20 protein-coding genes and 2 riboswitches are annotated in these 21,934 nt (G+C 48.2%); of the genes, 15 read left to right on the top strand and 5 right to left on the bottom strand.

The features are described from left to right. Positions 1–263 precede the first annotated feature (263 nt). On the bottom strand, positions 264–1,364 hold the full coding sequence (locus KNO78_RS04205) for an AI-2E family transporter (protein WP_214690878.1): 1,101 nt from the start codon (positions 1,362–1,364) through the stop codon (positions 264–266). Positions 1,365–1,522: 158 nt separating this feature from the next. Then, positions 1,523–1,622: riboswitch (SAM riboswitch) on the top strand. Positions 1,623–1,700: 78 nt separating this feature from the next. On the opposite strand from KNO78_RS04205, the gene KNO78_RS04200 reads away from it, so the two are divergent. The 5 genes from KNO78_RS04200 to KNO78_RS04180 all read left to right on the top strand — a co-directional run bounded on the left by KNO78_RS04200 (position 1,701) and on the right by KNO78_RS04180 (position 6,610). Continuing rightward, positions 1,701–2,876, top strand: a complete 1,176-nt coding sequence (locus KNO78_RS04200) for an aminotransferase class I/II-fold pyridoxal phosphate-dependent enzyme (protein ID WP_211782801.1) — start codon at positions 1,701–1,703, stop codon at positions 2,874–2,876. Beyond that, the gene (locus KNO78_RS04195; protein WP_214690879.1) at positions 2,873–3,889 is read left to right on the top strand and encodes an iron-containing alcohol dehydrogenase; all 1,017 of its coding nucleotides are present in this window, start codon (positions 2,873–2,875) and stop codon (positions 3,887–3,889) included. Before KNO78_RS04200 ends, KNO78_RS04195 begins: the two co-directional genes overlap by 4 nt. Before the next feature lie 41 nt (positions 3,890–3,930). Then, positions 3,931–4,035, top strand: a riboswitch (SAM riboswitch). Between the two features lie 73 nt (positions 4,036–4,108). Next, positions 4,109–4,930, top strand: a complete 822-nt coding sequence (locus KNO78_RS04190) for a MetQ/NlpA family ABC transporter substrate-binding protein (protein ID WP_047795298.1) — start codon at positions 4,109–4,111, stop codon at positions 4,928–4,930. A gap of 11 nt (positions 4,931–4,941) precedes the next feature. After that, on the top strand, positions 4,942–5,976 hold the full coding sequence (locus tag KNO78_RS04185; RefSeq protein WP_012726345.1) for a methionine ABC transporter ATP-binding protein: 1,035 nt from the start codon (positions 4,942–4,944) through the stop codon (positions 5,974–5,976). Then, a complete protein-coding gene (locus KNO78_RS04180) occupies positions 5,948–6,610 on the top strand; it encodes a methionine ABC transporter permease (protein WP_012726344.1) in 663 nt (220 codons plus the stop codon). Before KNO78_RS04185 ends, KNO78_RS04180 begins: the two co-directional genes overlap by 29 nt. 29 nt (positions 6,611–6,639) lie before the next feature. Here KNO78_RS04180 and KNO78_RS04175 read toward each other — a convergent pair whose 3' ends face one another. Beyond that, positions 6,640–7,035, bottom strand: a complete 396-nt coding sequence (locus KNO78_RS04175) for a Spx/MgsR family RNA polymerase-binding regulatory protein (RefSeq protein WP_012726343.1) — start codon at positions 7,033–7,035, stop codon at positions 6,640–6,642. Positions 7,036–7,196: 161 nt separating this feature from the next. On the opposite strand from KNO78_RS04175, the gene KNO78_RS04170 reads away from it, so the two are divergent. The 5 genes from KNO78_RS04170 (at position 7,197) to KNO78_RS15665 (ending at position 12,593) form a co-directional block, all read left to right on the top strand. Further along, complete coding sequence (locus KNO78_RS04170; RefSeq protein ID WP_214690880.1) at positions 7,197–7,580, top strand: DUF302 domain-containing protein; 384 nt, start codon at positions 7,197–7,199, stop codon at positions 7,578–7,580. 99 nt (positions 7,581–7,679) lie between these two features. After that, positions 7,680–8,978: a hypothetical protein gene (locus KNO78_RS04165; RefSeq protein WP_214690881.1), complete on the top strand. Its 1,299-nt coding sequence runs from the start codon at positions 7,680–7,682 to the stop codon at positions 8,976–8,978. Then, positions 8,975–10,231 carry a hypothetical protein gene (locus KNO78_RS04160; RefSeq protein ID WP_214690882.1) on the top strand — a complete coding sequence of 419 codons (1,257 nt, stop codon included), beginning with the start codon at positions 8,975–8,977 and terminating at the stop codon, positions 10,229–10,231. The genes KNO78_RS04165 and KNO78_RS04160 overlap by 4 nt, the downstream gene beginning before the upstream one ends. Then, complete coding sequence (locus KNO78_RS04155; protein ID WP_214690883.1) at positions 10,228–11,529, top strand: hypothetical protein; 1,302 nt, start codon at positions 10,228–10,230, stop codon at positions 11,527–11,529. Before KNO78_RS04160 ends, KNO78_RS04155 begins: the two co-directional genes overlap by 4 nt. 158 nt (positions 11,530–11,687) lie before the next feature. Next, a complete protein-coding gene (locus tag KNO78_RS15665; RefSeq protein ID WP_214690884.1) occupies positions 11,688–12,593 on the top strand; it encodes a methyl-accepting chemotaxis protein in 906 nt (301 codons plus the stop codon). A 21-nt stretch (positions 12,594–12,614) separates the two neighbouring features. On the opposite strand, the gene KNO78_RS04145 is transcribed toward KNO78_RS15665, so the two are convergent. Continuing rightward, positions 12,615–13,268, bottom strand: a complete 654-nt coding sequence (locus tag KNO78_RS04145; protein WP_214690885.1) for a M48 family metallopeptidase — start codon at positions 13,266–13,268, stop codon at positions 12,615–12,617. Between the two features lie 116 nt (positions 13,269–13,384). Between KNO78_RS04145 and KNO78_RS04140 the strand changes: the two genes are divergently transcribed. From KNO78_RS04140 to KNO78_RS04130, 3 genes are read left to right on the top strand one after another with little or no spacing between them, the layout of a single operon-like run. After that, complete coding sequence (locus tag KNO78_RS04140) at positions 13,385–14,557, top strand: MalY/PatB family protein (protein WP_214690886.1); 1,173 nt, start codon at positions 13,385–13,387, stop codon at positions 14,555–14,557. A 55-nt stretch (positions 14,558–14,612) separates the two neighbouring features. Further along, positions 14,613–15,824: a hypothetical protein gene (locus KNO78_RS04135; RefSeq protein WP_214690887.1), complete on the top strand. Its 1,212-nt coding sequence runs from the start codon at positions 14,613–14,615 to the stop codon at positions 15,822–15,824. Next, complete coding sequence (locus tag KNO78_RS04130) at positions 15,821–16,960, top strand: hypothetical protein (protein ID WP_214690888.1); 1,140 nt, start codon at positions 15,821–15,823, stop codon at positions 16,958–16,960. The genes KNO78_RS04135 and KNO78_RS04130 overlap by 4 nt, the downstream gene beginning before the upstream one ends. Positions 16,961–17,022: 62 nt before the next feature. Here the strand turns inward: KNO78_RS04130 and KNO78_RS04125 are convergent, their stop codons facing one another. Further along, positions 17,023–18,036 (bottom strand): tyrosine-type recombinase/integrase, encoded by a 1,014-nt coding sequence (locus KNO78_RS04125; protein ID WP_214690889.1) that lies wholly within the window; start codon positions 18,034–18,036, stop codon positions 17,023–17,025. Between the two features lie 15 nt (positions 18,037–18,051). Next, positions 18,052–19,095, bottom strand: a complete 1,044-nt coding sequence (locus tag KNO78_RS04120; RefSeq protein ID WP_214690890.1) for a GGDEF domain-containing protein — start codon at positions 19,093–19,095, stop codon at positions 18,052–18,054. Between the two features lie 340 nt (positions 19,096–19,435). Here KNO78_RS04120 and KNO78_RS04115 point away from each other — a divergent pair, with 340 nt between their 5' ends. Next, the gene (locus KNO78_RS04115) at positions 19,436–19,840 is read left to right on the top strand and encodes a CoA-binding protein (RefSeq protein ID WP_074037001.1); all 405 of its coding nucleotides are present in this window, start codon (positions 19,436–19,438) and stop codon (positions 19,838–19,840) included. Positions 19,841–19,966: 126 nt separating this feature from the next. Next, entirely contained in the window at positions 19,967–21,934 is a 1,968-nt protein-coding gene (gene parE / locus KNO78_RS04110; RefSeq protein ID WP_074037925.1) for a DNA topoisomerase IV subunit B, read from the top strand.

The raw sequence follows: 21,934 nt of genomic DNA, 5'->3' as shown, positions 1-21,934 counted from the left end.
TCACCTGCTTTATTTAATTTTAGACACAAAAGGGACGTCATATGCATGAAGGCATACGACGTCCCACGTTGTTTATGCATGCCTCGATAGGCAGGCGTCTTAGATATGAATCAATCGAAGAGGTGCCTGCCAATCAGTATGAACTTGAGTGAATGGTGTCGAAGATACTACTGACATGGGAACCTCTCCTTTCTGTTAATTGTGTTCTTCTCCTCAACTGTATGACACATTTCCTCAATGTGTCAACAAATTTATGAGGTGAATCAAAGTAATTCGTTTAGATTTTTTCGGTTCAGTCGATAATCGATGAGGCGAGACAAGACGACTTGAATCATGGCCGTGATCGGCACGCTCACGAACATCCCGATGAGGCCGAACAGGCTTCCTCCGATGATAATCGATGTGATGACCCAAAATGGTGTGATGCCGACACTATCTCCGAGAATCTTCGGTCCGAGCCACAATCCGTCAAACTGCTGTAACAAGAAGATGAACAAGAGTACCAATACGGCGGTGAACGGATCATAGAAATAGGTGATGATAAACGCTGGGATCATCCCGAGTAGCGGTCCGACGTAGGGGATGAAGTTTAAGACGCCGACGATGACTCCGAGAAGTAGGGCATATGGGGCCCCGATGATCAAGAGTCCGATGACTGCTAGCACTCCAATAATCAGACAGTCGAGCGACTTCCCAATGATATATCGCTTAAAGATATAATCCATCTCTTGAAAGATATCGATTGTCGTCTTCGCAGTGCCGACGGGTAATAGCGCATAGAGAAGACGCTTGAACATACGAGCGAAGACTTCTTTGTCCTTTAACAAATAGATGGAGATGACAATCCCAATCAAGAAGTTGATCAATGTCATTGTAAAACTAGAGACATAACTAACGGAAGAGAGGACGGCCGTCTCGACCCATCCAGAGTAACGATCCTCGAAGTGCGCAAAATCAATCGCTTGGGCGATCGTCGCGTTATAGTCTTTCAAGTAATTGTTCACTTCACCTAAAAACACGTCGATTTGACGGATATAAACCGGTAACTCATTGATGAGTGATGACAGACTCGAGTAAATCCGCGGGAACAACGTGACGACCGAAATCGCCAAGATGCCGATGAACGTGATATAGACGATGAGTAGTCCTTGATACCGCTTCAAGTGGAACCGTTCTTCAATATAAGAGAGTACGGTGTTGAGTAACAAGGCGATGGCAATCCCCATGATGATAGGGGTCAGTAACTGAAACGTGTATTGTAAGACACGTGAGATGGTATCCGGTTCACTGATGACACGCCATAAGACGAGCAAGATCAGTCCGATTACACTCAGTTTCCAAATAAGTTGACGATTAAGCTCCAATGCTCTATCCCCTCATACAAATATAATTTTTCTACTCTTTTACTATGAATGTTTTTTGAAAAGGATTCAATAGATGTTCTCTTTGAAAAAAATGTTTGACACCGTTGGGAATGTCTGGTTAACTTAGGGACATACAAAAATTACATAGCGAATGACACTTTCTATCAAGAGAAGCGGAGGGACTGGCCCGATGAAGCTTCAGCAACAGATTGCAAAATACTGTGCTAATTCCAGCAAGGTGACCTTGAGAGATGGAAAGGTGGTTGACTACATACGTCTGTATCGAGCACCCCTTTCCTCAGAAAGGGGTGTTTTTTCGTATTAGGAGGACCCATCATGGCAGACAGACGTTCCAAGTTATTAAAATCGTTACCGACACAACACTTTGTCGGATTAGCAGAAGAAGTCGCGGCAGTCGAGGCGAGTGGCAAGACTGTCATCCGACTCGGACAAGGCACACCCGACTTACCGACACCAGCTCCGATCTGTGAGGCACTGGAACGAGCATTGACCGACCCGACGACCCATCAATACGGACCATTCCGGGGACAGGCTCGACTAAAAGAAGCTGTGGCCGCATTCTATCAACGTGAATACGGAGTCGACCTTGACCCGGCGCGAGAAGTGGCGATTTTGATTGGCAGCAAATCGGGTCTCATCACGTTGCCTCAGTGTCTTCTTGAGCCGGGTGAAGGCATCTTGCTCCCGAACCCTGGCTATCCCGATTATATCTCGGGAGCGCGTCTCGCCGGAGCGGACATCATCGATTTGACGTTGAAGGAAGAGCACGGCTATCTCCCGGATTACACCACGCTCGATCCGCTTCATGCACGACTCATGTATTTGAACTACCCGAGCAATCCGACCGGCGCTGTCGCGACGCCAGCCTTCTTTGAGGAGACGGTTAAATTCGCCACAAACCATGATCTGATGGTCGTACACGATTTCGCCTATGGAAGTATTGGCTTTGATGGGCATGTCCCGCCAAGTTTTCTCCAAGCAGACGGGGCAAAAGAAATCGGGATTGAGGTGTATACGATGTCGAAGGCGTTCAACATGTCGGGATGGCGTGTCGCGTTCGCAGTCGGAAATGCAGATATCATCGAGGCGATCAATACGTACCAAGATCATGTCCACGTCTCTGTGTTCTCTGCCATTCAAGAGGCAGCCATCGTGGCGTTAGAATCCCCGCGTGACATACGTGACGACCTAGCCTCGCTTTACGAAACAAGACGAAACCGATTGATTGATGGGTTACGCCGGGCAGGGTGGGAGATTGAGGCACCAAAAGGTTCTTTCTTCGTATGGGCGAGAGTGCCTGAAGGCGATGCAAAATCATTCTCGACGAAGTTACTACATGAGGCGGGCGTCGCCGTCACACCGGGCTACTTTTTTGGAACGGAGGGGGAGCACCACATCCGCTTTGGTCTCGTGTCGTCTGAACAGAAGATTGATGAAGCGGTAGAACGGATTGAGAGACTGTTTGCAGCCTATGAGGAGGTCCATCAATGATTCGACAAGCGGTGCTGGAATACGACCATTCGAACGATGCGCTCGATCAACTTTACTCACTGATTGGGAATCGGGAGGCACTCGTTTTGAAAGGATTTAACGGATACGGTGAAGCGATTCGCGTGTCTCCTCGTCTAGCAGAAATTCCGAGCGTACGATTCAAGGGGGAATGTTCAGACGAAGAAGTCGAACGACTAAAAGCGCATCGACCTGACGTCTGGATTGCTGTCGGTGGCGGTAAATTGATTGATACGGCGAAGCGGATTGCATTTACCCAGTCGGTCCCGCTCATCGTCATTCCGACACTTGTGTCAAACTGTGCCGCCTTCACCCCGCTCAGCGTGATCTATGGAGAAGACGGTACATATTTACGATATGATACGTTCCCCGTCGTCATCGAGCGCGTCATCGCGGATGAACGACTGTTACGTGATTCACCTTACGACTATTTTAAGGCTGGTGTCATCGATACGGTCGCAAAGTGGTTCGAGGCTCGATATATTAGCGGAACAACATCAAGGGACGCAGGGATTCAGTCGGGGCTCTCACTTGCGGCGCAATGCGGAGCGTTGATGGATTTGTCCATTCGTGAAGATGATTTTCGCCATTATGGCACGGACATCCGATCTATCGTCGATCATGTCCTCGCCATCGGTGGTGCCGTTGGTGGATTCGGTGACGCCGGCACCCGAGTCGCCGTCGCCCATGCGGTGCATAACGCACTCAGTCGTTTTGATTCGACGCATCATTGGTTGCACGGGGACAAGGTAGGCTTCGGGCTGATCGTTCAAGAACGATTGGCTTCATCCGAAGACGCCTCAATCCTTGAGAATTGGCTACAAGCGATCGCCGCTCCGACGTCACTTGAACAACTTGGGATTCGCTTTGACCAAATCGATGAGTTGGTCGATTATGTCGTCGAAGAAATGACGATTCAAGGCATTCACAAGGTCGAAGATACCGAGCAATTAAAAGAAATTTTAAGAAATCTTCAAGAAACAGTTTACAAATAATTCTTTTATCAGTAATATAATAACAAAATAATAGAACCGATTGCTTATCAAGAGTGGTGGAGGGACTGGCCCGATGAAACCCGGCAACCAGATCAGAAATGATCATGGTGCTAATTCCAACAGACGAGACGTCTGGGAGATGAGCGTGTCCGACTTTCACGTGTCGTGCCCGCCGCTCTTTTTGAGTAGCGGGCTTTTCATTTGGAGGAGGAATCATTCATGAACATCAAACAAAAAACCATTTTGGCAGGTACATCTATCCTTGCGGCCATCGCACTCTCAGCGTGCGGACAATCCGAGGCGAGCGAGACGCTCAGCACGAAAGAGCTGACGATCGGCGTCACTGGTGGACCACACGAACAGATCGCCGAGAAAGTACAGGAGCTCGCAAAAGAAGATGGGCTTGAAATCGACATCAAAGTATTCAACGATTACAACACGCCGAACACGGCTCTCGATGAAGGGAGTCTCGACGTGAACAGCTATCAGACGCTCTCGTTCCTCGAACTGCAAAAAGCGGACAAGGGGTATAAGATTGACGACGTCTTCAAGACGGTCGCTTTCCCGATGGGGCTCTATTCAGAGAAATTGACGGATATCAAGGACTTAAAGGAAGGCGATAAAGTGGCCGTCCCGAACGACCCGGCGAATGAGCTCCGTGCGTTACGACTATATGAAACGGCTGGGCTCATCACATTAAAAGAAGGATTGACGGATAAAGCAACGAAGCGCGACATTGCTGAGAATCCGCTCAACCTCGAATTTATTGAACTCGAAGCATCCCAACTGCCGACGCAACTCCCGGAAGTGGCACTCGCAGCTATCAACACGAACTTCGCGATGGGAGCGGGTCTATCCATTAATGAAGATGCCCTCTTCCATGAAGATACGGTCGATAACCCGTATCCGAACTATGTCGTCGTCCGTTCAGCCAATAAAGAAGATGAAGTCGTGAAGACGCTCGAGTCTTACTATCATTCAGAGGAAGTACGTGCCTTCATCGAAGAAGAATTCAATGGTTCGGTCGTGCCGGCGTTTTAAGGAGGGGTCTTATGATTGAACTGAAACAAATCACCAAGGAGTTCAAGGTCAACGGAGACACAATCACGGCACTCGATGATGTCTCCCTCACGATTGAGAGAGGAGAAATTTTCGGAATCATCGGACGAAGTGGTGCCGGTAAGAGTACGCTCATCCGGATGATCAATCTTTTGGAGCGTCCGACATCAGGGGTTGTCGAGATTGAGGGACAAGATATCACGCTCCTCAAAAAGAAAGGGTTGTCGACGTTACGCCAGCGAATCGGTATGATCTTTCAGCACTACAACTTGCTGAAGACTGCGACCGTCGAAGAGAATGTCGCCATCCCGCTTCGTCTCGAAGGTCTGGGGAAGCAGGTCATCCGTGAACGGGTCGACCGCTATCTCCAAATCGTCGGACTGAGCGAACATCGGAACCATTACCCTGAACAATTGTCGGGTGGACAGAAACAACGTGTCGCCATTGCGCGAGCGCTCGCCCACGAGCCTGATATTCTCCTCAGTGATGAAGCGACAAGTGCACTCGACCCTGAGACGACCGAGTCGATTTTAGAGTTACTGCTCGAAATCAATCGCGAGCTCGGATTGACGATTTTCTTGATCACACATGAGATGGAAGTCATCGAACGAATCTGTGACCGGGTCGCCGTCATCGATCGTGGCCAAATCGTTGAACAAGGACACGTACTAGACGTCTTCTCCAATCCGTCACACGAGACGACCCAGAAGTTTCTTAAGACAAACCTCGACGTGCCGGAAGAAGTCGTCTCGGAACTCCAGACTCGGGGAACGCTCGTCCACTTGTCGTTCATCGGCAGTCAGACAGAACAAGCAGTCCTGGCACAATTGACCAAGCGGTTCGGCATCCTACCGAACATCATCGGAGGCGGAATCAAGAAGTTAAAGGCGGGGCTTGTCGGAAACTTGCTCGTCCATCTTGACGGGGATCATGATCAAACGGAACTCGCCGTCCGTTATTTGAAGACGAGCGGCGTACATGTGAGGGAGGTGTCAAACCATGCAACAGTTTTGGACAGACTGGGGTGACTTAATCTGGACAGGAACGGTTCAAACGTTGACGATGACGAGCATCGCGCTTTTGATCTCGACCTTGATCGGATTGCCGCTCGGGACGTTGCTCGTTTTGACGAGACCGAATGGCAGACTCGCAAACCGATTCGTCTATGGTGGCTTATCGAGCGTTATCAACGTCATCCGTTCCATCCCGTTCATCATTCTGTTGTTCTTCATCTTACCGTTCACGCGGTTCATCATGGGGACGACAATCGGCGTGCAGGGCGTCTTGCTCCCCTTGATCGTCTTCACCGCTCCGTATATCGCTCGACTCATGGAGTCTGCACTACTCGAAGTCGACCGCGGGGTCATCGAGGCGTATGAGGCAATGGGAATCTCGACGAGAAAAATCATCTGGTACGTCCTCATTCGAGAAGCTCGGTCTTCCATCGTTCTCGGATTGACGATTGCGACGATTGGGTTGATTGGAGCGACGGCCATGGCCGGACTCGTCGGAGCAGGTGGGCTAGGTGATATCGCCTATCAATACGGACATCTCCGTTTCGAACCGGAAGTCATGTACGTGACCATTTTCGTCCTCATCCTCCTCGTTCAATCCATCCAATCCTTCGGGAATCGACTGGCGGCAAAATTGAAAAAGGCATAAAAAGAATCGTGTCGCGAAAGCGACACGATTTATGCGTTATGGAGCAGACGTTTCAGTTCGGCGATGCGGTCATGTCTCGGGATGAACGTCCGAATCTCTTTCTCACTGAAACCGACCTGGATGCGATGATGATCGAAGACGATCGGACTTTTCAGGATTTGAGGATTCGAGGCGACGAAGCTATATAGCTCACGAATCGACATCTCGTCAAGTTTCTCTGCCGCTTGTTTATAGACACTCTTTTGGACCGACAACAAATCGGTCGTCCCATTTTCCGTCAGGCTCAACATCTCTTTGAATTCTCCGAAGGATAAACCTTGGTCTGTCAATTTCTTTTCGATGAAGGGAATTTTTTGTTCCCGTAACCAATCAATCGTTTTTCTGGAAGAACTGCAGCTTGTATGCGTGAATACCGTGACCGTCACGACAACCACTTCTCCTTTACATCAGTTTGGTTCTAACTATTATCTCCTTTTATACGTTCGAGTGCGTGATTATGTTTCAAATCACATACAGTTTCTTTTTGATTGAGCATGACTTCGTTCGGGTACAGATTTCATGAGTAACCACATAAGGAGGAATGAAGATGTTTGACTATACCGTACAATCTGACCGTACCGTGGATGATGTTGTCATTCGTCTCGGAGAAGCATTGAAAGAAGAATCATTCGGGGTGCTCTGGGACTTTGATTTGAGTGAGACGCTCGAGAAAAAGGGACAGAGGATTGATGGGAAGTATCGTATCTTAGAAGTATGCAATCCGAAGGCGGCAAAAGAAGTGCTGTCGCAACAATTAGAAGGAGGCTACTTCCTTCCATGCAAAATCGCGGTGTTCGAAAAAGAAGACCATACCCAAATTGGTATGCCGAGACCGACTGAATTAATTCGCCTCATCGATGACGAATCGTTACAAGCCGTCGCGTTAGACGTCGAGTCCCGATTGCAACGTGCCATCGACCAAAGTAAATGATTGTTCTACCATCCGCTCATGAAACGTGAGCGGATTTTTTTCGTATAGGATAGTTAGATAATGGTAAAATTGGATGATGAGATTATAGGAGGGGATATTTTGTACAAAAGAGGAATCATGATGTTACTTAGTGCTTCATTTTTAAGCGCTTGTGGGGCATCTAATATAGAAGTCATTCAACTAGATTACATAGAGGATCAATGGAACGTGGAAAGCTATTCAAAAGAAGGAGAGATGATTAAAGTTCATGAGTCAAAAGAAGTATTGGCTGCATGCGAAGGGGAGCGTGCAACCGAATTAAAGGGTGACATTACGGTATATCAAACGGCGATTGCAGGGAGAACCGAGCCTGTTTCAGCAATGACCCCATATACGATGAAAGTCGTGACGTACTTAGAAGGTGACGAACGGTATGCCGTATGTCGTGAAAGCTACACCAATCAACTGATGGCGGAAGCGATTGACTCGTTTCCAGACTTTGTGAATACAAGTGACGGAATTCGACTTCCACAACTCCCTCGTATTCATCAGACATCTTCCGCACTACAAGATAAGTTGGTGGAAGCAGAAGGATTGGACATCGACGGGAATTCCATCACCCCGTTCCCGCATACGTTATTAGAAATCGAACCGGCGCTCTACGGCGAACTTGAAATGAAACTTGATGGCAAGGTGATTCGTTATCCGATTGCGCAGTTCGAGCCGCGAGGATTTGAGATGCCGAATCAACAGATTGCCATCGGATATGATAACAAGACGTTTCGTCCATATATTCTCTACTCGTTCGACGGTCAATTTTTTATGCCTCACCCGATCGAGTTTGGTGAGTTAGATGCCCCTGAGTCAAAAGAGAATACGGTCTATTCCGAGCTGGAAATCAAGACAGTCGCTACAGTTCGCGAACTGAACGAAGGAGAGGAGCATCAGTTCTATACTTTTTCGTATTTGAAAAACGGGAAACGTGTGTCCGAAACGATGACGATTCGCTTCGTTCCTGGGACATTGCTAAAAGACGGTGAAGAACCGGACCCGATGTTTGAAGATTGGTTGCCTGTTGAAGAAGCCGGGCCAAGGGTCATCGTCCATCGCCACCCATACGATGGAGGGGCGATGGAATTCGCAGAATATAGTGAGGCCACTAAAGAGGAAGCGAAAGAATTGTTCGACATCATCAATCAGGCAGACCCCGTCGATCGTCACGGAGAAGATTCAGAATATCGATATTTGACTTTATCAGACGGTTGGAAGGGTCAAGTATTCGAAATCAGCTATCAAAAGCGTTCGAAAAAAGTTGATATCTATTTAACGGACCCGCTCCGCGATCAAACATTTAAATTATCGAGCGAAGGAGCGGAAGCGTTCTTAGACATATTTCCGCGCCTAAGGGAAACATTATGAAGCGAATTCTTTTACTCATTTGCTGTATTGGTTTGATGACAGGTTGTGATGATGAACAGATGGATGTCGTAAAGATAGACTACCTCCCGGAACACTGGAATGTGAAAGATCTTCAATCAGGTCATATGGATGCCAAGTCGGTGATGTGGACGGCCGATTTACTCGATGCGTGTTCTGGTAAAGCAATTTCACGAATCGAAGAAGACGTCACCGTCTATCATTCGTATGAATTGAATCGAAAGTTCGATGATGCACATAAAAACGTGATGTATATGGAAGGAAATCGACCATACGCCGTTTGCTATGACAGTGCATCTGAACAGATAAGGGCGGAAGAGATAGATGAATTTCCTCACTTTGTTCATACGGAAGAAGGGACCGACATCTTGAGTACGTCAACGATTCGCTCGGGTACACATGAAGAATTGAAAGAAATGGAACAGAAAGACGAAGGTCATTTCTATCCTGCTCCCATCCGTCTCCTCGAAGGGACGATGATTCATGTGACACCCTCATTATATGGCCAAATCGATTTAACGATTGGAGATCAACAAGGACTGTTCCCCATTTCACATTTAGAGCCATTTAGTGCCCAATCGGAAGAAGTAGGAATCGCGCTTGGGTATGACGAACAATCGAAAGAAGCGTATTTTTATTATGAGAAAGAAGATGGATTGACGACCATACTTCCTTTAGTCGTGTGGAATGAAAAAGAACATAAACACATGCCGATTCAATTCGAAGGGCTACAAGTAGAACAGGTACTTCGGGAAGACATTCTTAAACCTGGTGTCAAGACGCCTCTCTACACGTTCTCCTTCATTGAAGATGGGAAACGTGTGAATGAGGAGATCAGTTTAACTTATTTGAATGGTGAATTTTCGACACATGATCCTGTTCAAAACGCTAGCCATTCAAATGGTCCATTCGTTTATGTTCATGAGAAGCCATTAAACGGTGCGCTCGATATTCAGTACCCAAACGTGCTAATGGCTGAAGAGAACGACATATCAGATCTGATGAATGCGATTGATGACGCAATACCTGTCAAACGTGCTGGAGATGTGACTGACTATTCGCGTCTCACGATCATCGATGGTTGGGGTGCTCAAGAATTTCAGTTAAGTTTCAAGGAACGATTCAAAAAAATCGATGTCTATCTGACGGACCCGCTCCGCGATCAAACATTCAAATTATCAAGCAAAGGAGCGGAACGGTTCTTGGATCTATTTCCGGAGGTGAAAGAGTCATGATGAAACGAATGCTATTGATGTTAAGCACAGTCGGGATTTTGTCGGGTTGTGCTGGAGAACAGATGGATGTCGTAAAGTTGGACTATATGCCTGAGCAATGGAACGTGGGCGATTTGTATTCGAATCAGATGGATGCCGAGTCGGAGACGTGGTCGACTGCAATTCTCGGCGCTTGTACGGGTGAACCGCTCACTCAGATCGAGGGGGATGTAACGGTTTTCAATTCATATGCGGTGAATCGGAAAGTCATGATATCAGATTATGATCCGAGCTCATATAAATTGGTGACTTTCTTGAAAGGAAAAGAAAACTACACCATTTGCTATGATGGAGACTATTCCAACATGAAATTAGGGAAGATTGATGAACTACCGGACTTCCTCGATTTATCAGCGGGTATCAAAGTCCCGAGCGTCCCGAAGATGAAAGCGGGTACGAAAGAGGAAGAACACGTCGCAGAACAGAGTGACCCATCCGAGTACCTTGGGATGCCCATCAACCTGTTCGAAGACACGATGATTCATTTGACCTCTCCTTTGAATGGCGCGATTGCGTTAACAGTAGGTGAACAGGAAGGAATCTTTCCCATCTCGACCATTGAACCATATAATGCGCAAATGGGAACCGCAAAGATTGCACTCGGATATAATGACAAATTGAAAGCCGCTCACTTTTACTTCGAAACTACGAACGGTACGACATCTATTCAACCTTTCCTTGTATGGGATGAGAAAGACGGCGCACATGTCCCCATCCAGTTCGAAGGATTACAAGTCGAACGGGTCCTCCAGACGGATACATTAGAGCCGGGGGTTAAGACACCTCTTTACATATTCTCATACATAAAAAATGGGAAGCGTGTGAAAGAAGAAGTCAGCTTGACGTACACGAAGGGCGAGTTTGCCACGAAAGATTCCATTAAAGAATCCACTGAAGCAGGACTCATTGCAAATCCTTCCGTTCCGCGAGGTCCGTTTTTCTTTCTCCATAAAAAACCGTTAGATGCGGAGGCCACATTGAATTATCCGGATACATTGCGTGCGGCTGGCATCGACATGTCTGATTTGATGAACGCATTTAAGGAGGCAGAACCGGTGGATCGAGCTGGAGAAGTGGGGGACTATCCCCTTCTCACCATCATAGATGGATGGAAAGGGCAAGAATTTCAGTTAAGCTTCCAGAAACGGTCTAAAAAAGTAGATGTCTATGTGACGGATGAAACACGAAACCAAACGTTCAAACTGAGCAGTGCAGGGGCGGAAACGTTTTTCTCCTATTTCCCTGATTTAGATGAGTGAAAGGCGCCCCTCGGCGTCTTTTTATTTGGTAAATACTTCAAACCCAAGATATTGACCTTCTGTATAAAAAGAGAGTAATGGAATGTTATGGGATACGTTACACTGAAATTCACGATTTAGTACGAACATCCTAAGAATAAGAAAGGTTGCTATCTATAATGAGTACTTTGAACCAAAAAGGAATTCAATCTGCAGACGTTTTTCAATCCATTGAAACGAATATGGCGATGATTCGATTCGACCGTCAACGCCGGGTCGTCGATGTGAACGATACGTTTGCGAAAGCAATGAAATATAGACGCGAGGAGATGATTGGCATGCAGCATCACTTGTTCTGCCCTTCTTCCTTTGTCAATAGTCCAGAGTATTCGGCATTTTGGGAGAAATTATGGAATGGTTTCAGTTTCTCGGATAAAGTGGAGCGTGAGAATGCAAAAGGGGAAACCATTTGGCTCGAGGCGACGTATATGCCGATTTTTGAAGGAGATGATGTCATCGGTGTCGTCAAGATCGCATCGGACATCACCGCACGGCAACAAGTGATTGAGGATTATGCGTATCGCTTTAAATCGATGACCGATGTGCTCGACGAACGGGCAAAGACAGGCATGCAAGACACGAAAGTATTGAATGAAACGATTGAAAAGCTTGCAAAAGATGCCGCGGACAACCTCCATGCCCTTCAGAACTTGCGTCGTCAAGCCGATGACATCGCGAAAATTGCCTCGTCGATCAAAGAGATTGCGGCACAAACGAATCTATTGTCCCTGAATGCTGCCATCGAAGCGGCACGAGCAGGTGAACACGGGCTTGGATTTAATGTGGTTGCGACTGAGGTCCGCAACCTCTCCCGTATGGTTGAACGTGCGGTCATCGACGTCAACTCGAACACGGAAGGGATGAACGTCGAGCTTCGGAAAATTGTAGAAGGTGTCACTGCGTCCAATCAAGAGATTCAGTTAAGTGCAAAAACGATGGAACAGACGATGGAGCGATTCCATACGTTCGAGCAGGCAGCAGCCGAGTTACATGATACGGCCGACACATTTACATCCAACCTGTGAACCGATTGACCCTACACGGGGTCAGTCGGTTTTTTTGAGTCGTAACGTATGTCCGTGTCGTTTCAACCAATCTTTCGCTGTAGCGGTATTCGGATAGATCGTTTGTAACGTGCTCCAAAAAGAAGGGGAGTGATCGAAGTGAACGAGATGCACCCATTCGTGAGCGATGACGTAGTCCATCATCTCTTTTGGCGCCAGCATGAGGCGAACATTAATGGAGATGGTTCCATTCGAACTACATGATCCCCAGCGTGTCTTTTGGTGACCGATACGAATCTTTTTCGCTTTAACGCCTAAGATCTTTTCATAAATTGGTGCCCGCTCGATCGCATAGTGTAAGGCACGTTCACGAAGCCAAATCTCATACTGTTTCCAGAGTGTAGCGTCGTCCCATGCTTCCGAAACCCAAAAAGACGTGCCGTCATGCCGAAGCGTCCGCCCGCTGTCTCTTCTGACCGGGTAATGCTCTCCGTGAAGCACAAGTCCGCGATCAAGAACGGACATCTGTTGAGGAAGATTCTGCAACGTCTCACGAATCCATGTGTCGTGCTCTTCTAGTGCGCGGTCGACGAGACGTTTTGGTAATCGAGCCGGGACTCGGAGTTCGATTCCTTCCGGTGTGACATAAAAGGCAGCTCTTTTTCTTCGTTTGTTTCGAATGACGGTAACACGCATTGATGTGCCTCCTTTCTTATCTCGATAGAGTATAACGAAGTCGGCAAAAAACTGCCATGCTTTTTTTGGCACGTAGTCGAATCAACTTTGATACAGTAAGAGTAGGAGGGATGAACATGAAATCAATTTTACAACAACAACTTGAACGTAAAGGGACGAATTCGGTGAAGTGGGATGGGTTGGAACGATGGTTCCGTTTGTCAGAAGACGTGTTACCGCTATGGGTAGCGGATATCGACATCCGTACTGCACCGTCCATCTCCGAGGCGCTCGCTATAAAAGCCGCTCAAGGGGAATTCGGGTATACATTGTTCGCACCTGAAGCGCAGAAGGCGGTCAGTGATTGGTACGGCCGACGTCACGATTTAATTGTTGACCCGAACCATGTGTTATTCTCTAGCGGTGTCGTGCCTGCGTTGACGCATATCGTCGAGGCGTTGACTGAAGTCGGAGATGGCGTCGTCATCCAGTCACCTGTCTATCCACCATTCCACGAACTCGTTGTCGGTTCCAAGCGACAAGTGTTCGATGCCCCGTTGAAAAAAATTGACGAGCGCTACGAGATGGATTTTGTCGCACTCGAGGAAGCGATGAAACAAGCGAAACTCTTCCTACTCTGTTCCCCACATAATCCAGTTGGGCGTGTCTGGACGAGAGCAGAACTAGAAAAGGTCGTAGAACTCGCGGATCAATATGAGGTGATTGTCGTCGCTGACGAGATTCATGCAGATTTGACATTCCCGTCTCATAAACATACCGCAATCGGCACACTCGACTCGCGTGTCATCACGGTAAGTGCGCCCTCAAAAGCATTTAATATCGCCGGATTATTTGCGTCCTACATCATTTGTCCGGTCGATGAGTGGCGGAAGCAAATCACGAAAGTACAGAACAAACATCATGTGCTCCCGACACCGTTCGCGAACACGGCTATCATCGCCGCGTATACCGACAACCGCGCGGAACGTTGGCTCGACCAGTTGCGAGAAGAATTGGAGCAACAAATGAATGACGTGATCGATTCCATCGAATCAAACCTTCCGATGCTCCATACGACCCGTCCGGAAGCGAGTTATCTGCTTTGGCTCGACTTCTCGGAGTTACCGATGTTTGCCGAGGAGCGGAAGTCATGGCTTCATCATGAGGTTCGGATCTTCTTGTCACCGGGTGGTCCGTTCGGTCCTCAAGGTGAAGCGTTCGAACGGATGAATATCGGGACTCGTCGTGAACTGTTGGACGAGGCGATTCATCGGCTGAGCGCGCAAATGAAGCGAAAAGCGTTTGTGTAAAACGAGAATCGGGAAAAATTCACAATGAGATGATGAAAGAAAGTGAGTGGATGGGATGGAGACGATCAACTGGAAGAAAAAGATGGAGGAACAGTTAAGGCGTAGCGGCTTCACCTTGCAAGTCGAAAACATGTCCAATATCCGCTTGACTGAGATTCTTGCGAGTTCTTCTCCATTGATCTCTTATCCGCTCCGAGTCCGTTTATATGAGCGGATGGGTTGGCTCATGTGTACGGTCGATTCGCCAACGCTCGATCGGAATGAAGACCATCCGTTATTTGAACGAATGGTGACCGCCGTCTTTGAACGGATTGTGCGTCACCTTTATAACGGATATGGTTTTCATATCTTGACGTTTATCGGGGATACGGGAAATTACATCGCCCCGAAAGATTCGGAGACAGGGGAGGTCGTGCGTCTCGTCGCCCACCTTTGGAATGACCGGTCGTACATTCACCTTGACACCTTTGAAGAGTATCCAGCCTTATACGTGACGCCGCCATGGGCACATCAAGCCTATGCCATCGAAAGCACAGAGGATGAGTGGGTTATATACGCAGGGAGAGGGGGGAGGCCGTCGACCGATTATCGTGCGGACGGTGTCGAATTGAAACCTCATCGTCTATCGGATGGTGAGCTCTTCTTCCCGGTGGATCGGATTTCGAAAGAGAAAGGAACCCTCGCCCTGGCCGAATGGCTTCGACTCGAAAGGCGAGAAGTCGAGGACTTTATGATGTCCTTCATGCAGACAATCCGGAAGTTCGATCCGTCGTTTGGATTCGCATGGGGTGGGACCGAAACCTTTTTTCATGGTGTACCGGTTGAACCGTACGCGCAGGTGCTCAGGCTCGAAAGTGGGAAACGTCGCTATCGCGTCATGAACAATACGGCAAAACGACTATTTGCCGCCTCGGACGATCCGAACGAGTGTCTGAAGGAAGTGAGTCGAACACTAGGGACAATCACGCTCCCTGAACGGCGTGTCTCAGCCCTCGGTCAATTGATCATGGGGATCTGGCAACAGTTTGAGACCGATGAAGAGACGTACATTCAAGAAGTCGCGTTTCGTGACATCTCCAAATTCCAAATGGAAGAAAAGATTGGACATGCTCTCGCGAATCAACAACGGATTCGCTGGATCGACAAGAATCATCCGCATCAGGATGTGATTGAATATGCTCATCTTCGTATCACGTTCCCGAAACGACCACCTGGGCTTGTTACAGTCGAACCCGCTGAATCCGGACAAGAGAGAGGTGCTTTATGAGAATCGTTGACGCACGAGCCATGCCAATCGATCATGAAGATGTGATCGCCATTACCCCTTCCTCTGTCTACTATCGCGAGAAGATGGATCGAACGACATTCTCGCTCTATCGCTTTGACGAAGAGGACGGTGTGATCACACAATTGAACCGAAGGGAGTACGCGGATTATGGTTATCCCAAGCTTTTCGTCGATGGAGACATCGTCTACTTTATAAATGAGGTTCCAGACGGTGAAGGGGTAGTCAAGACAGAATTGATTGCCTTCTCTTACAAGTCAGGCACCGAAGAAGTTGTCACGACGTTTGAGAAGCGTGGGAATAGCACATTGTTCTGGGTATTGGATCATCGTTACTTCCTCTTTTTGACGGTGTTTGAATCATCGGATGAAGCATGGCTTTATGACCGGGTGACCAATCAACGGGAGCGTATCCGAGATGAGCGCCTCGTCGGTAAGACGGAACGATTCCGAGAATTATATTTGTTTACGACCACATTCGCCGGTGTTCCATACATCGTCTGTAACGCAAGACTCGATGAGTTTGACTATTATAATGCACTCGATGATGGGCGCATCTCTCCTGACGACCCGATTGACCATTCCGAGGCATTATTGATTTGCCCACTTGAAGAGGCGGTCGAGGCGATATGGGATCATCGGGACGAATTGCCATTCGATGATGTCCTTCGTCTACAAGGGGAAGGGGACACGGTCCAATATCTCGGAGAAAATGAAGGGACGCTTCGATTCTCCGCTTTTGTTGACTCGTTAAATAAGGAAGTCATCTATGATTTGACGGCTCCCGATGTCTTGAATGAAGTATCGGTCGTCGATTGGGGTGCCTATGAACCGATTGATTTCACTTACGACGATATAAGTTCGACGATTTTCATCAAAGTTGATGAGACGGATATGCACTCAGAAGTCATTGACCTCGCAACCGGTGCGCGTTATATCGACGTGGAACCGTTCGAACGCGTCATCGGTCACCGCTATCTCGTCCATGAATATTCGGAAGGGCTAACGAGCGGTGTCGTGATCTTCGATTTAGAATCGGAAGAACGTCTCACTTATGACAATGCCTATTTTATGGTCATCGATGATGCCATATTGATATTGTCAATGTCTAGCATATAAATATAACCACCACCCATCATATAGGTGGTGGTTATATTTGGTTATATAGTTTACATAACATATTATTGTAAACCTGATATTGCGTGTTTTTTCCGTTCGTCTCCGATATGGGCATAGACTTGTGTCGTTGCTACAGATTCATGTCCGAGAAGCTGCTGAATCGTGAGCACATCGACCCCACCCATCGCGAGACGTGAGGCGAAGGTGTGACGCAACTTATGCGGCGTCACCTGCTTATAGCTCAAGAACGGAAGGTAATGCTTCAAACGGTCAATATGACCTTTCAACATATGTTGAACCGTTCGTACAGCGATTCGATTTCCCTTCTCATTTTGGAACACCGCACCTTCGCTCGACGCGTGGCGATATTCAGAGAGGAGCGGAAGAAGTGGCTTTGCAATTGGGATCAATCGTTCCTTGTTCCCTTTACCGATGACCCGAATCGTCCCGGTCTCGAGATTGATATCGGACCAATTGAGTCCGACAAGCTCGGATACGCGCATACCTGTTAGTCCGAGTAACTGTATGATTAAAAAATCACGTGCACGATTCAGTTCGTACCAACTCGCCTCGCGATTCGTCATGCCGACGTTGCTACGTACAAGCGTCGAGAAATCGAGCCATTCCGATTCCGTCAAATAAACGGGATTCCGTTTGCCGCGCTTCGGACGTTCCACGGTTTGAAAGGGATTCACCGTCGCTTGATTGGTCTCGATTAAGTAATTGAAGAGTGACTGTAACGTTGAAAGCTTCCGATTGATGACGCTTGGAGCGTTTTCGAGATCGAGGGCAAGATAAGTCGCATACGCTTCTGCACCGGCATGGTCAATCTCTGTGAATGATGCCAAGTCAATCGTTTCAGACTCTAACTCGGTACCGCTCACGCGCTCGACCCAACGAAAGAAATCTAAAACATCATACACATAGCGTTGGGCCGTCTGTTTGGAGTAGTGCTTTGCTGCTAAATGATGAAAAAACTGTTGGATGAATGCGGGTAGTCGGTGCAACCCGTTCAACTCGAAGCGTTTCGTCGTCGTCGGTGTCTGCCGCTGTCCAAGTTGACCGAAAATACTCATGGAATGCCCCTTTCTTCATGTGGTTCTCACTTGATTCTTTCCGTTGCGCTTCCCTTCACGAAGGAAGTCATCTGCCTCTTTTATAATCTCTTCTACCGTATCGTGACCAGTACGAACCGCAAGTCCGAATGTCATTGTGACCTGAAGTCTTTCCCCTGCGTAATAGAGAGGGATTGACTCGATTTGCTGTCTCAATTGTTCGGCGATTGTAAGGAAGTTATCGCATGGACTCGAAAAGAAAATCAGGAATTCCTCGCCTCCCCATCGGACTACAATGCCGTCGACGTCGGATAGGATGCTGGCGACTTGTTGTAGCACCCGGTCCCCACAATCATGTCCGTAAGTCTCGTTAAATGATTTGAATCGATCAATGTCACCGAGGACGAGTGCGTATGGAATGCCTTCATGAGCGGCTTTGTCGATTGCTTTGGAAACCTGTTCATGCCCGACTTTTCGGTTCAATAGTCCGGTCAATCCATCCGTCGAGGCGAGAATTTGCAACCGCTCATTAGATTGTTCGAGTTCATCTGTCACTTCGACAACGGCTGACTCAAAGATAAAGGAGAGCCCTGCAATCATCATCACGGTCGATAGGATACAAAAGAGTCCGAGCGCTTGTTCTATCTGTATCGGTAAGGTCTCGATGCCGTCAGATACATAGATGAATAGAAGGCTATAAATCAGCATGGCAATGGCCGTGGTGAAGATGCGTTGGCCTCTTGATACGCTTGGAATGAAAAAGACACCGTATGCCATCATGAGGATAAAATAATGCATGTTGATCTCCCAGCCGAGTATAACGGTCGAGATGACGGTGTTGTAAACGACTTCGATAAAAAGTCCGGCAAAGAAAATTCCGTACCACCTTTTATGTACAAAATAGAATGAAATCGTGTAGTAGATCACACTCAAGCCATTTGATAGGAATAAGAGAGTCAAATCCAGAAGATAAAACAAGATGCAAAATAGGAAGTGAACCAACCAGGCGATAACGTTGCCGTAAAAAGTAATACGTTCATTATATAGTGTTCCTCGACGAGTTTCATAGGTTGTTCCCATCGCACACCTCCTTTCTTTTAGTATAACGAAACAATGAACAAATTTATATAAATGTCCGAAAAACGGATTCAAAAAACGCTCTTATCTCGTATGTATTATTGCGTGAAATAGATATTTCACGCAATGTTCATGAATTGCGTGATTGTATCTCAATCGAGTGGTTAATCGACCGATTGATTTTATAGCAAAATAAATGGTAGACAATAATTTGTTATGTAAACCATATTGGTTTGTCTTGAAATTGTAATGTTGAGTCATTATACCTTATGATGAAAATAAGACTTGAAACAGGAAGGAAGGTAACGTTACACTGTAAACGTAAACCAAAGGGGGATTTTGGATGGATGATCAGCGTTTGAAGCAACTTTTGTCTGAAGCGAAGACCATCGCGGTCGTCGGTGTGTCCGACAACCCGAACAAGACGGCCAACCAGATTGCGGAGTATTTGCTTCGTGTCGGGTATACCGTCATCCCTGTCAACCCGATGCTCGAGGAGTGGAACGGTCGTAAGGCGTATCCGTCCGTCGAGAGCATCCCGGGTAGAATCGATATCGTCGACGTGTTCCGTCGCAGCGAATTTTTAGCGGGTGTCGCGGAAGATGCGGTACGACATGGGGATGTCGGGCTCGTCTTCAACCAGCTCGGTCTCTCAAGTGCTGAGGCGGAGCAAATCGTGCGTGACGCCGGGCTCGATTATATCGAGAACCGCTGCCTGTACGTGGAGCATGCTCGTCTACTCGGATAAGACCTACCTCCTTGGTAGGTCTCCTTTTTTTCAGCGATGGCTGACAAGGGAGGCTTGCCAGAATCGATGAACAGCTATACAATAGGAAAGAAAAACGAACGTGTGTTCGAAATTGAGGTGACTGCTATGTCAACAGATCTATTTAATTACAATGAAGACGCCATCCAGGTGCTCGAAGGACTCACGGCCGTGCGGAAACGACCGGGGATGTACATCGGGTCAACCGACCATCGCGGACTTCACCATCTCGTCTATGAGATTGTCGACAACGCGATCGATGAGGCGCTCGCCGGGTTCGGCGGTCAAATCGATGTGACGATTCATAAGGACGATGCCATCACGGTCCGTGACCACGGCCGCGGGATGCCGACAGGAATGCACGCCTCTGGAAAGCCTACCCCAGAAGTCATTTTTACGGTCCTTCACGCTGGAGGAAAGTTCGGACAAGGCGGATATAAGACGTCTGGTGGACTCCACGGCGTCGGTGCTTCGGTCGTCAACGCCCTATCAAGCAAGGTCGTCGTGACGATTTATCGTGACGGAAAAGTGTTCGAACAGACCTTTGCAGACGGCGGTGTGCCTCAAACGACACTGATTGAGACAGGCAAGACACGCCAAACCGGCACGAGTGTCTATTTCAAACCGGATGCGACCATCTTCTCAACGACGACGTATAACTATGACACGCTCGCCGAACGCCTCCGTGAATCGGCTTTCCTCTTAAAAGGATTGACGATCACGCTCACTGATGAGCGTACGGAGAAGCAAGAGACGTTCCATTACGAGGAAGGGATTGCCGAGTTCGTCCAATACTTGAACGACGATAAGGCGACACTCCACCCAATCGTCTATTTCGAAGGGGTCGAGAATGAGATCGAGATCGAACTCGCGTTTCAGTTCACGGACGCCTATTCCGAAAATGTGCTCTCGTTCGTCAACAACGTCCGGACACGCGATGGTGGAACGCACGAGGTCGGTGCCAAGACGGCGATGACCCGAATCATGAACGAATATGCACGGAAGAACGGTTTACTCAAAGAGAAAGATAAAAATCTCGACGGCGGCGACGTCCGTGAGGGACTCACGCTCATCGTGTCGGTCCGGATCCCGGAGGAATTCCTCCAGTTCGAGGGGCAGACGAAGTCGAAACTCGGGTCACCGGAGGCACGTGCGAGCGCTGACAGCGTCATGGCGAAACAGTTGACGATCTTCCTAGAAGAGAACCCTCAGATGGCGACGATGCTCATCAAGAAGGCGATTCGTGCGGCACAGGCTCGCGAGGCGGCCCGCAAGGCACGGGAAGAGGCCCGTAACGGGAAGAAAAAGAAACGCTCGAGCATCTTGAACGGAAAATTGACGCCTGCGACGTCAAAGAATGCTGCTAAGAACGAGCTCTTTCTCGTCGAGGGTGACTCGGCCGGTGGTTCAGCCAAACAAGGGCGGGACCGTACGTTCCAGGCTATCCTGCCGCTGCGCGGGAAGGTCATCAACTCGGAGAAGTCGAAACTCCAGGACATCATGAAAAACGAAGAGATCAACACGATCATCCATGCAATCGGCGCCGGGGTCGGTCACGATTTTGATTTGGACGACTGCAACTTCGACAAGGTCATCATCATGACGGATGCCGACACGGACGGTGCACACATCCAGGTGCTCCTCCTCACGTTCTTCTTCCGTTATATGCGACCGCTCGTCGAGGCGGGCCGCGTGTTCGTTGCCTTGCCACCGCTCTATCGCATCTCAAAAGGGAAAGGCAAGTCCGAACAGTTCGACTATGCCTGGGACGAAGAGGCACTAGAGAAGCTCGTCAAAGTGTATAAGAAAGGCTATATCCTCCAACGCTACAAAGGTCTTGGCGAGATGAACGCGGACCAGTTATGGGAGACGACGATGAACCCGGACACTCGTACACTCATCCGTGTCACAGTCGACGATGCGGCCGTTGCGGATAAGCGTGTGTCTGTCCTGATGGGCGACAATGTCACGCACCGTCGTGAATGGATTGAGGAGAACGTCGCCTTCGGACTCCAGGAAGATGATTCGATCATCGCCAATGAACATGTGACTAAAGCGATTGAGGAAGTGATGTAA

Origin of the sequence: Exiguobacterium sp. s132, assembly GCF_018617235.1 — a bacterium.
Taxonomy (GTDB): domain Bacteria; phylum Bacillota; class Bacilli; order Exiguobacteriales; family Exiguobacteriaceae; genus Exiguobacterium; species Exiguobacterium profundum.
This window is presented reverse-complemented; position numbering and strand designations above follow the sequence as displayed.

Coding starts and splice junctions, on each gene's coding strand:
- KNO78_RS04160 (WP_214690882.1), top strand. CDS start 8,975: ATGAAGCGAATTCTTTTACTCATTTGCTGTATTGGTTTGATGACAGGT.
- KNO78_RS04190 (WP_047795298.1), top strand. CDS start 4,109: ATGAACATCAAACAAAAAACCATTTTGGCAGGTACATCTATCCTTGCG.
- KNO78_RS04170 (WP_214690880.1), top strand. CDS start 7,197: ATGTTTGACTATACCGTACAATCTGACCGTACCGTGGATGATGTTGTC.
- parE (WP_074037925.1), top strand. CDS start 19,967: ATGTCAACAGATCTATTTAATTACAATGAAGACGCCATCCAGGTGCTC.
- KNO78_RS04180 (WP_012726344.1), top strand. CDS start 5,948: ATGCAACAGTTTTGGACAGACTGGGGTGACTTAATCTGGACAGGAACG.
- KNO78_RS04140 (WP_214690886.1), top strand. CDS start 13,385: ATGAAATCAATTTTACAACAACAACTTGAACGTAAAGGGACGAATTCG.
- KNO78_RS15665 (WP_214690884.1), top strand. CDS start 11,688: ATGAGTACTTTGAACCAAAAAGGAATTCAATCTGCAGACGTTTTTCAA.
- KNO78_RS04115 (WP_074037001.1), top strand. CDS start 19,436: ATGGATGATCAGCGTTTGAAGCAACTTTTGTCTGAAGCGAAGACCATC.
- KNO78_RS04130 (WP_214690888.1), top strand. CDS start 15,821: ATGAGAATCGTTGACGCACGAGCCATGCCAATCGATCATGAAGATGTG.
- KNO78_RS04155 (WP_214690883.1), top strand. CDS start 10,228: ATGATGAAACGAATGCTATTGATGTTAAGCACAGTCGGGATTTTGTCG.
- KNO78_RS04125 (WP_214690889.1), bottom strand. CDS start 18,036: ATGAGTATTTTCGGTCAACTTGGACAGCGGCAGACACCGACGACGACG.
- KNO78_RS04185 (WP_012726345.1), top strand. CDS start 4,942: ATGATTGAACTGAAACAAATCACCAAGGAGTTCAAGGTCAACGGAGAC.
- KNO78_RS04195 (WP_214690879.1), top strand. CDS start 2,873: ATGATTCGACAAGCGGTGCTGGAATACGACCATTCGAACGATGCGCTC.
- KNO78_RS04120 (WP_214690890.1), bottom strand. CDS start 19,095: ATGGGAACAACCTATGAAACTCGTCGAGGAACACTATATAATGAACGT.
- KNO78_RS04200 (WP_211782801.1), top strand. CDS start 1,701: ATGGCAGACAGACGTTCCAAGTTATTAAAATCGTTACCGACACAACAC.
- KNO78_RS04145 (WP_214690885.1), bottom strand. CDS start 13,268: ATGCGTGTTACCGTCATTCGAAACAAACGAAGAAAAAGAGCTGCCTTT.
- KNO78_RS04135 (WP_214690887.1), top strand. CDS start 14,613: ATGGAGACGATCAACTGGAAGAAAAAGATGGAGGAACAGTTAAGGCGT.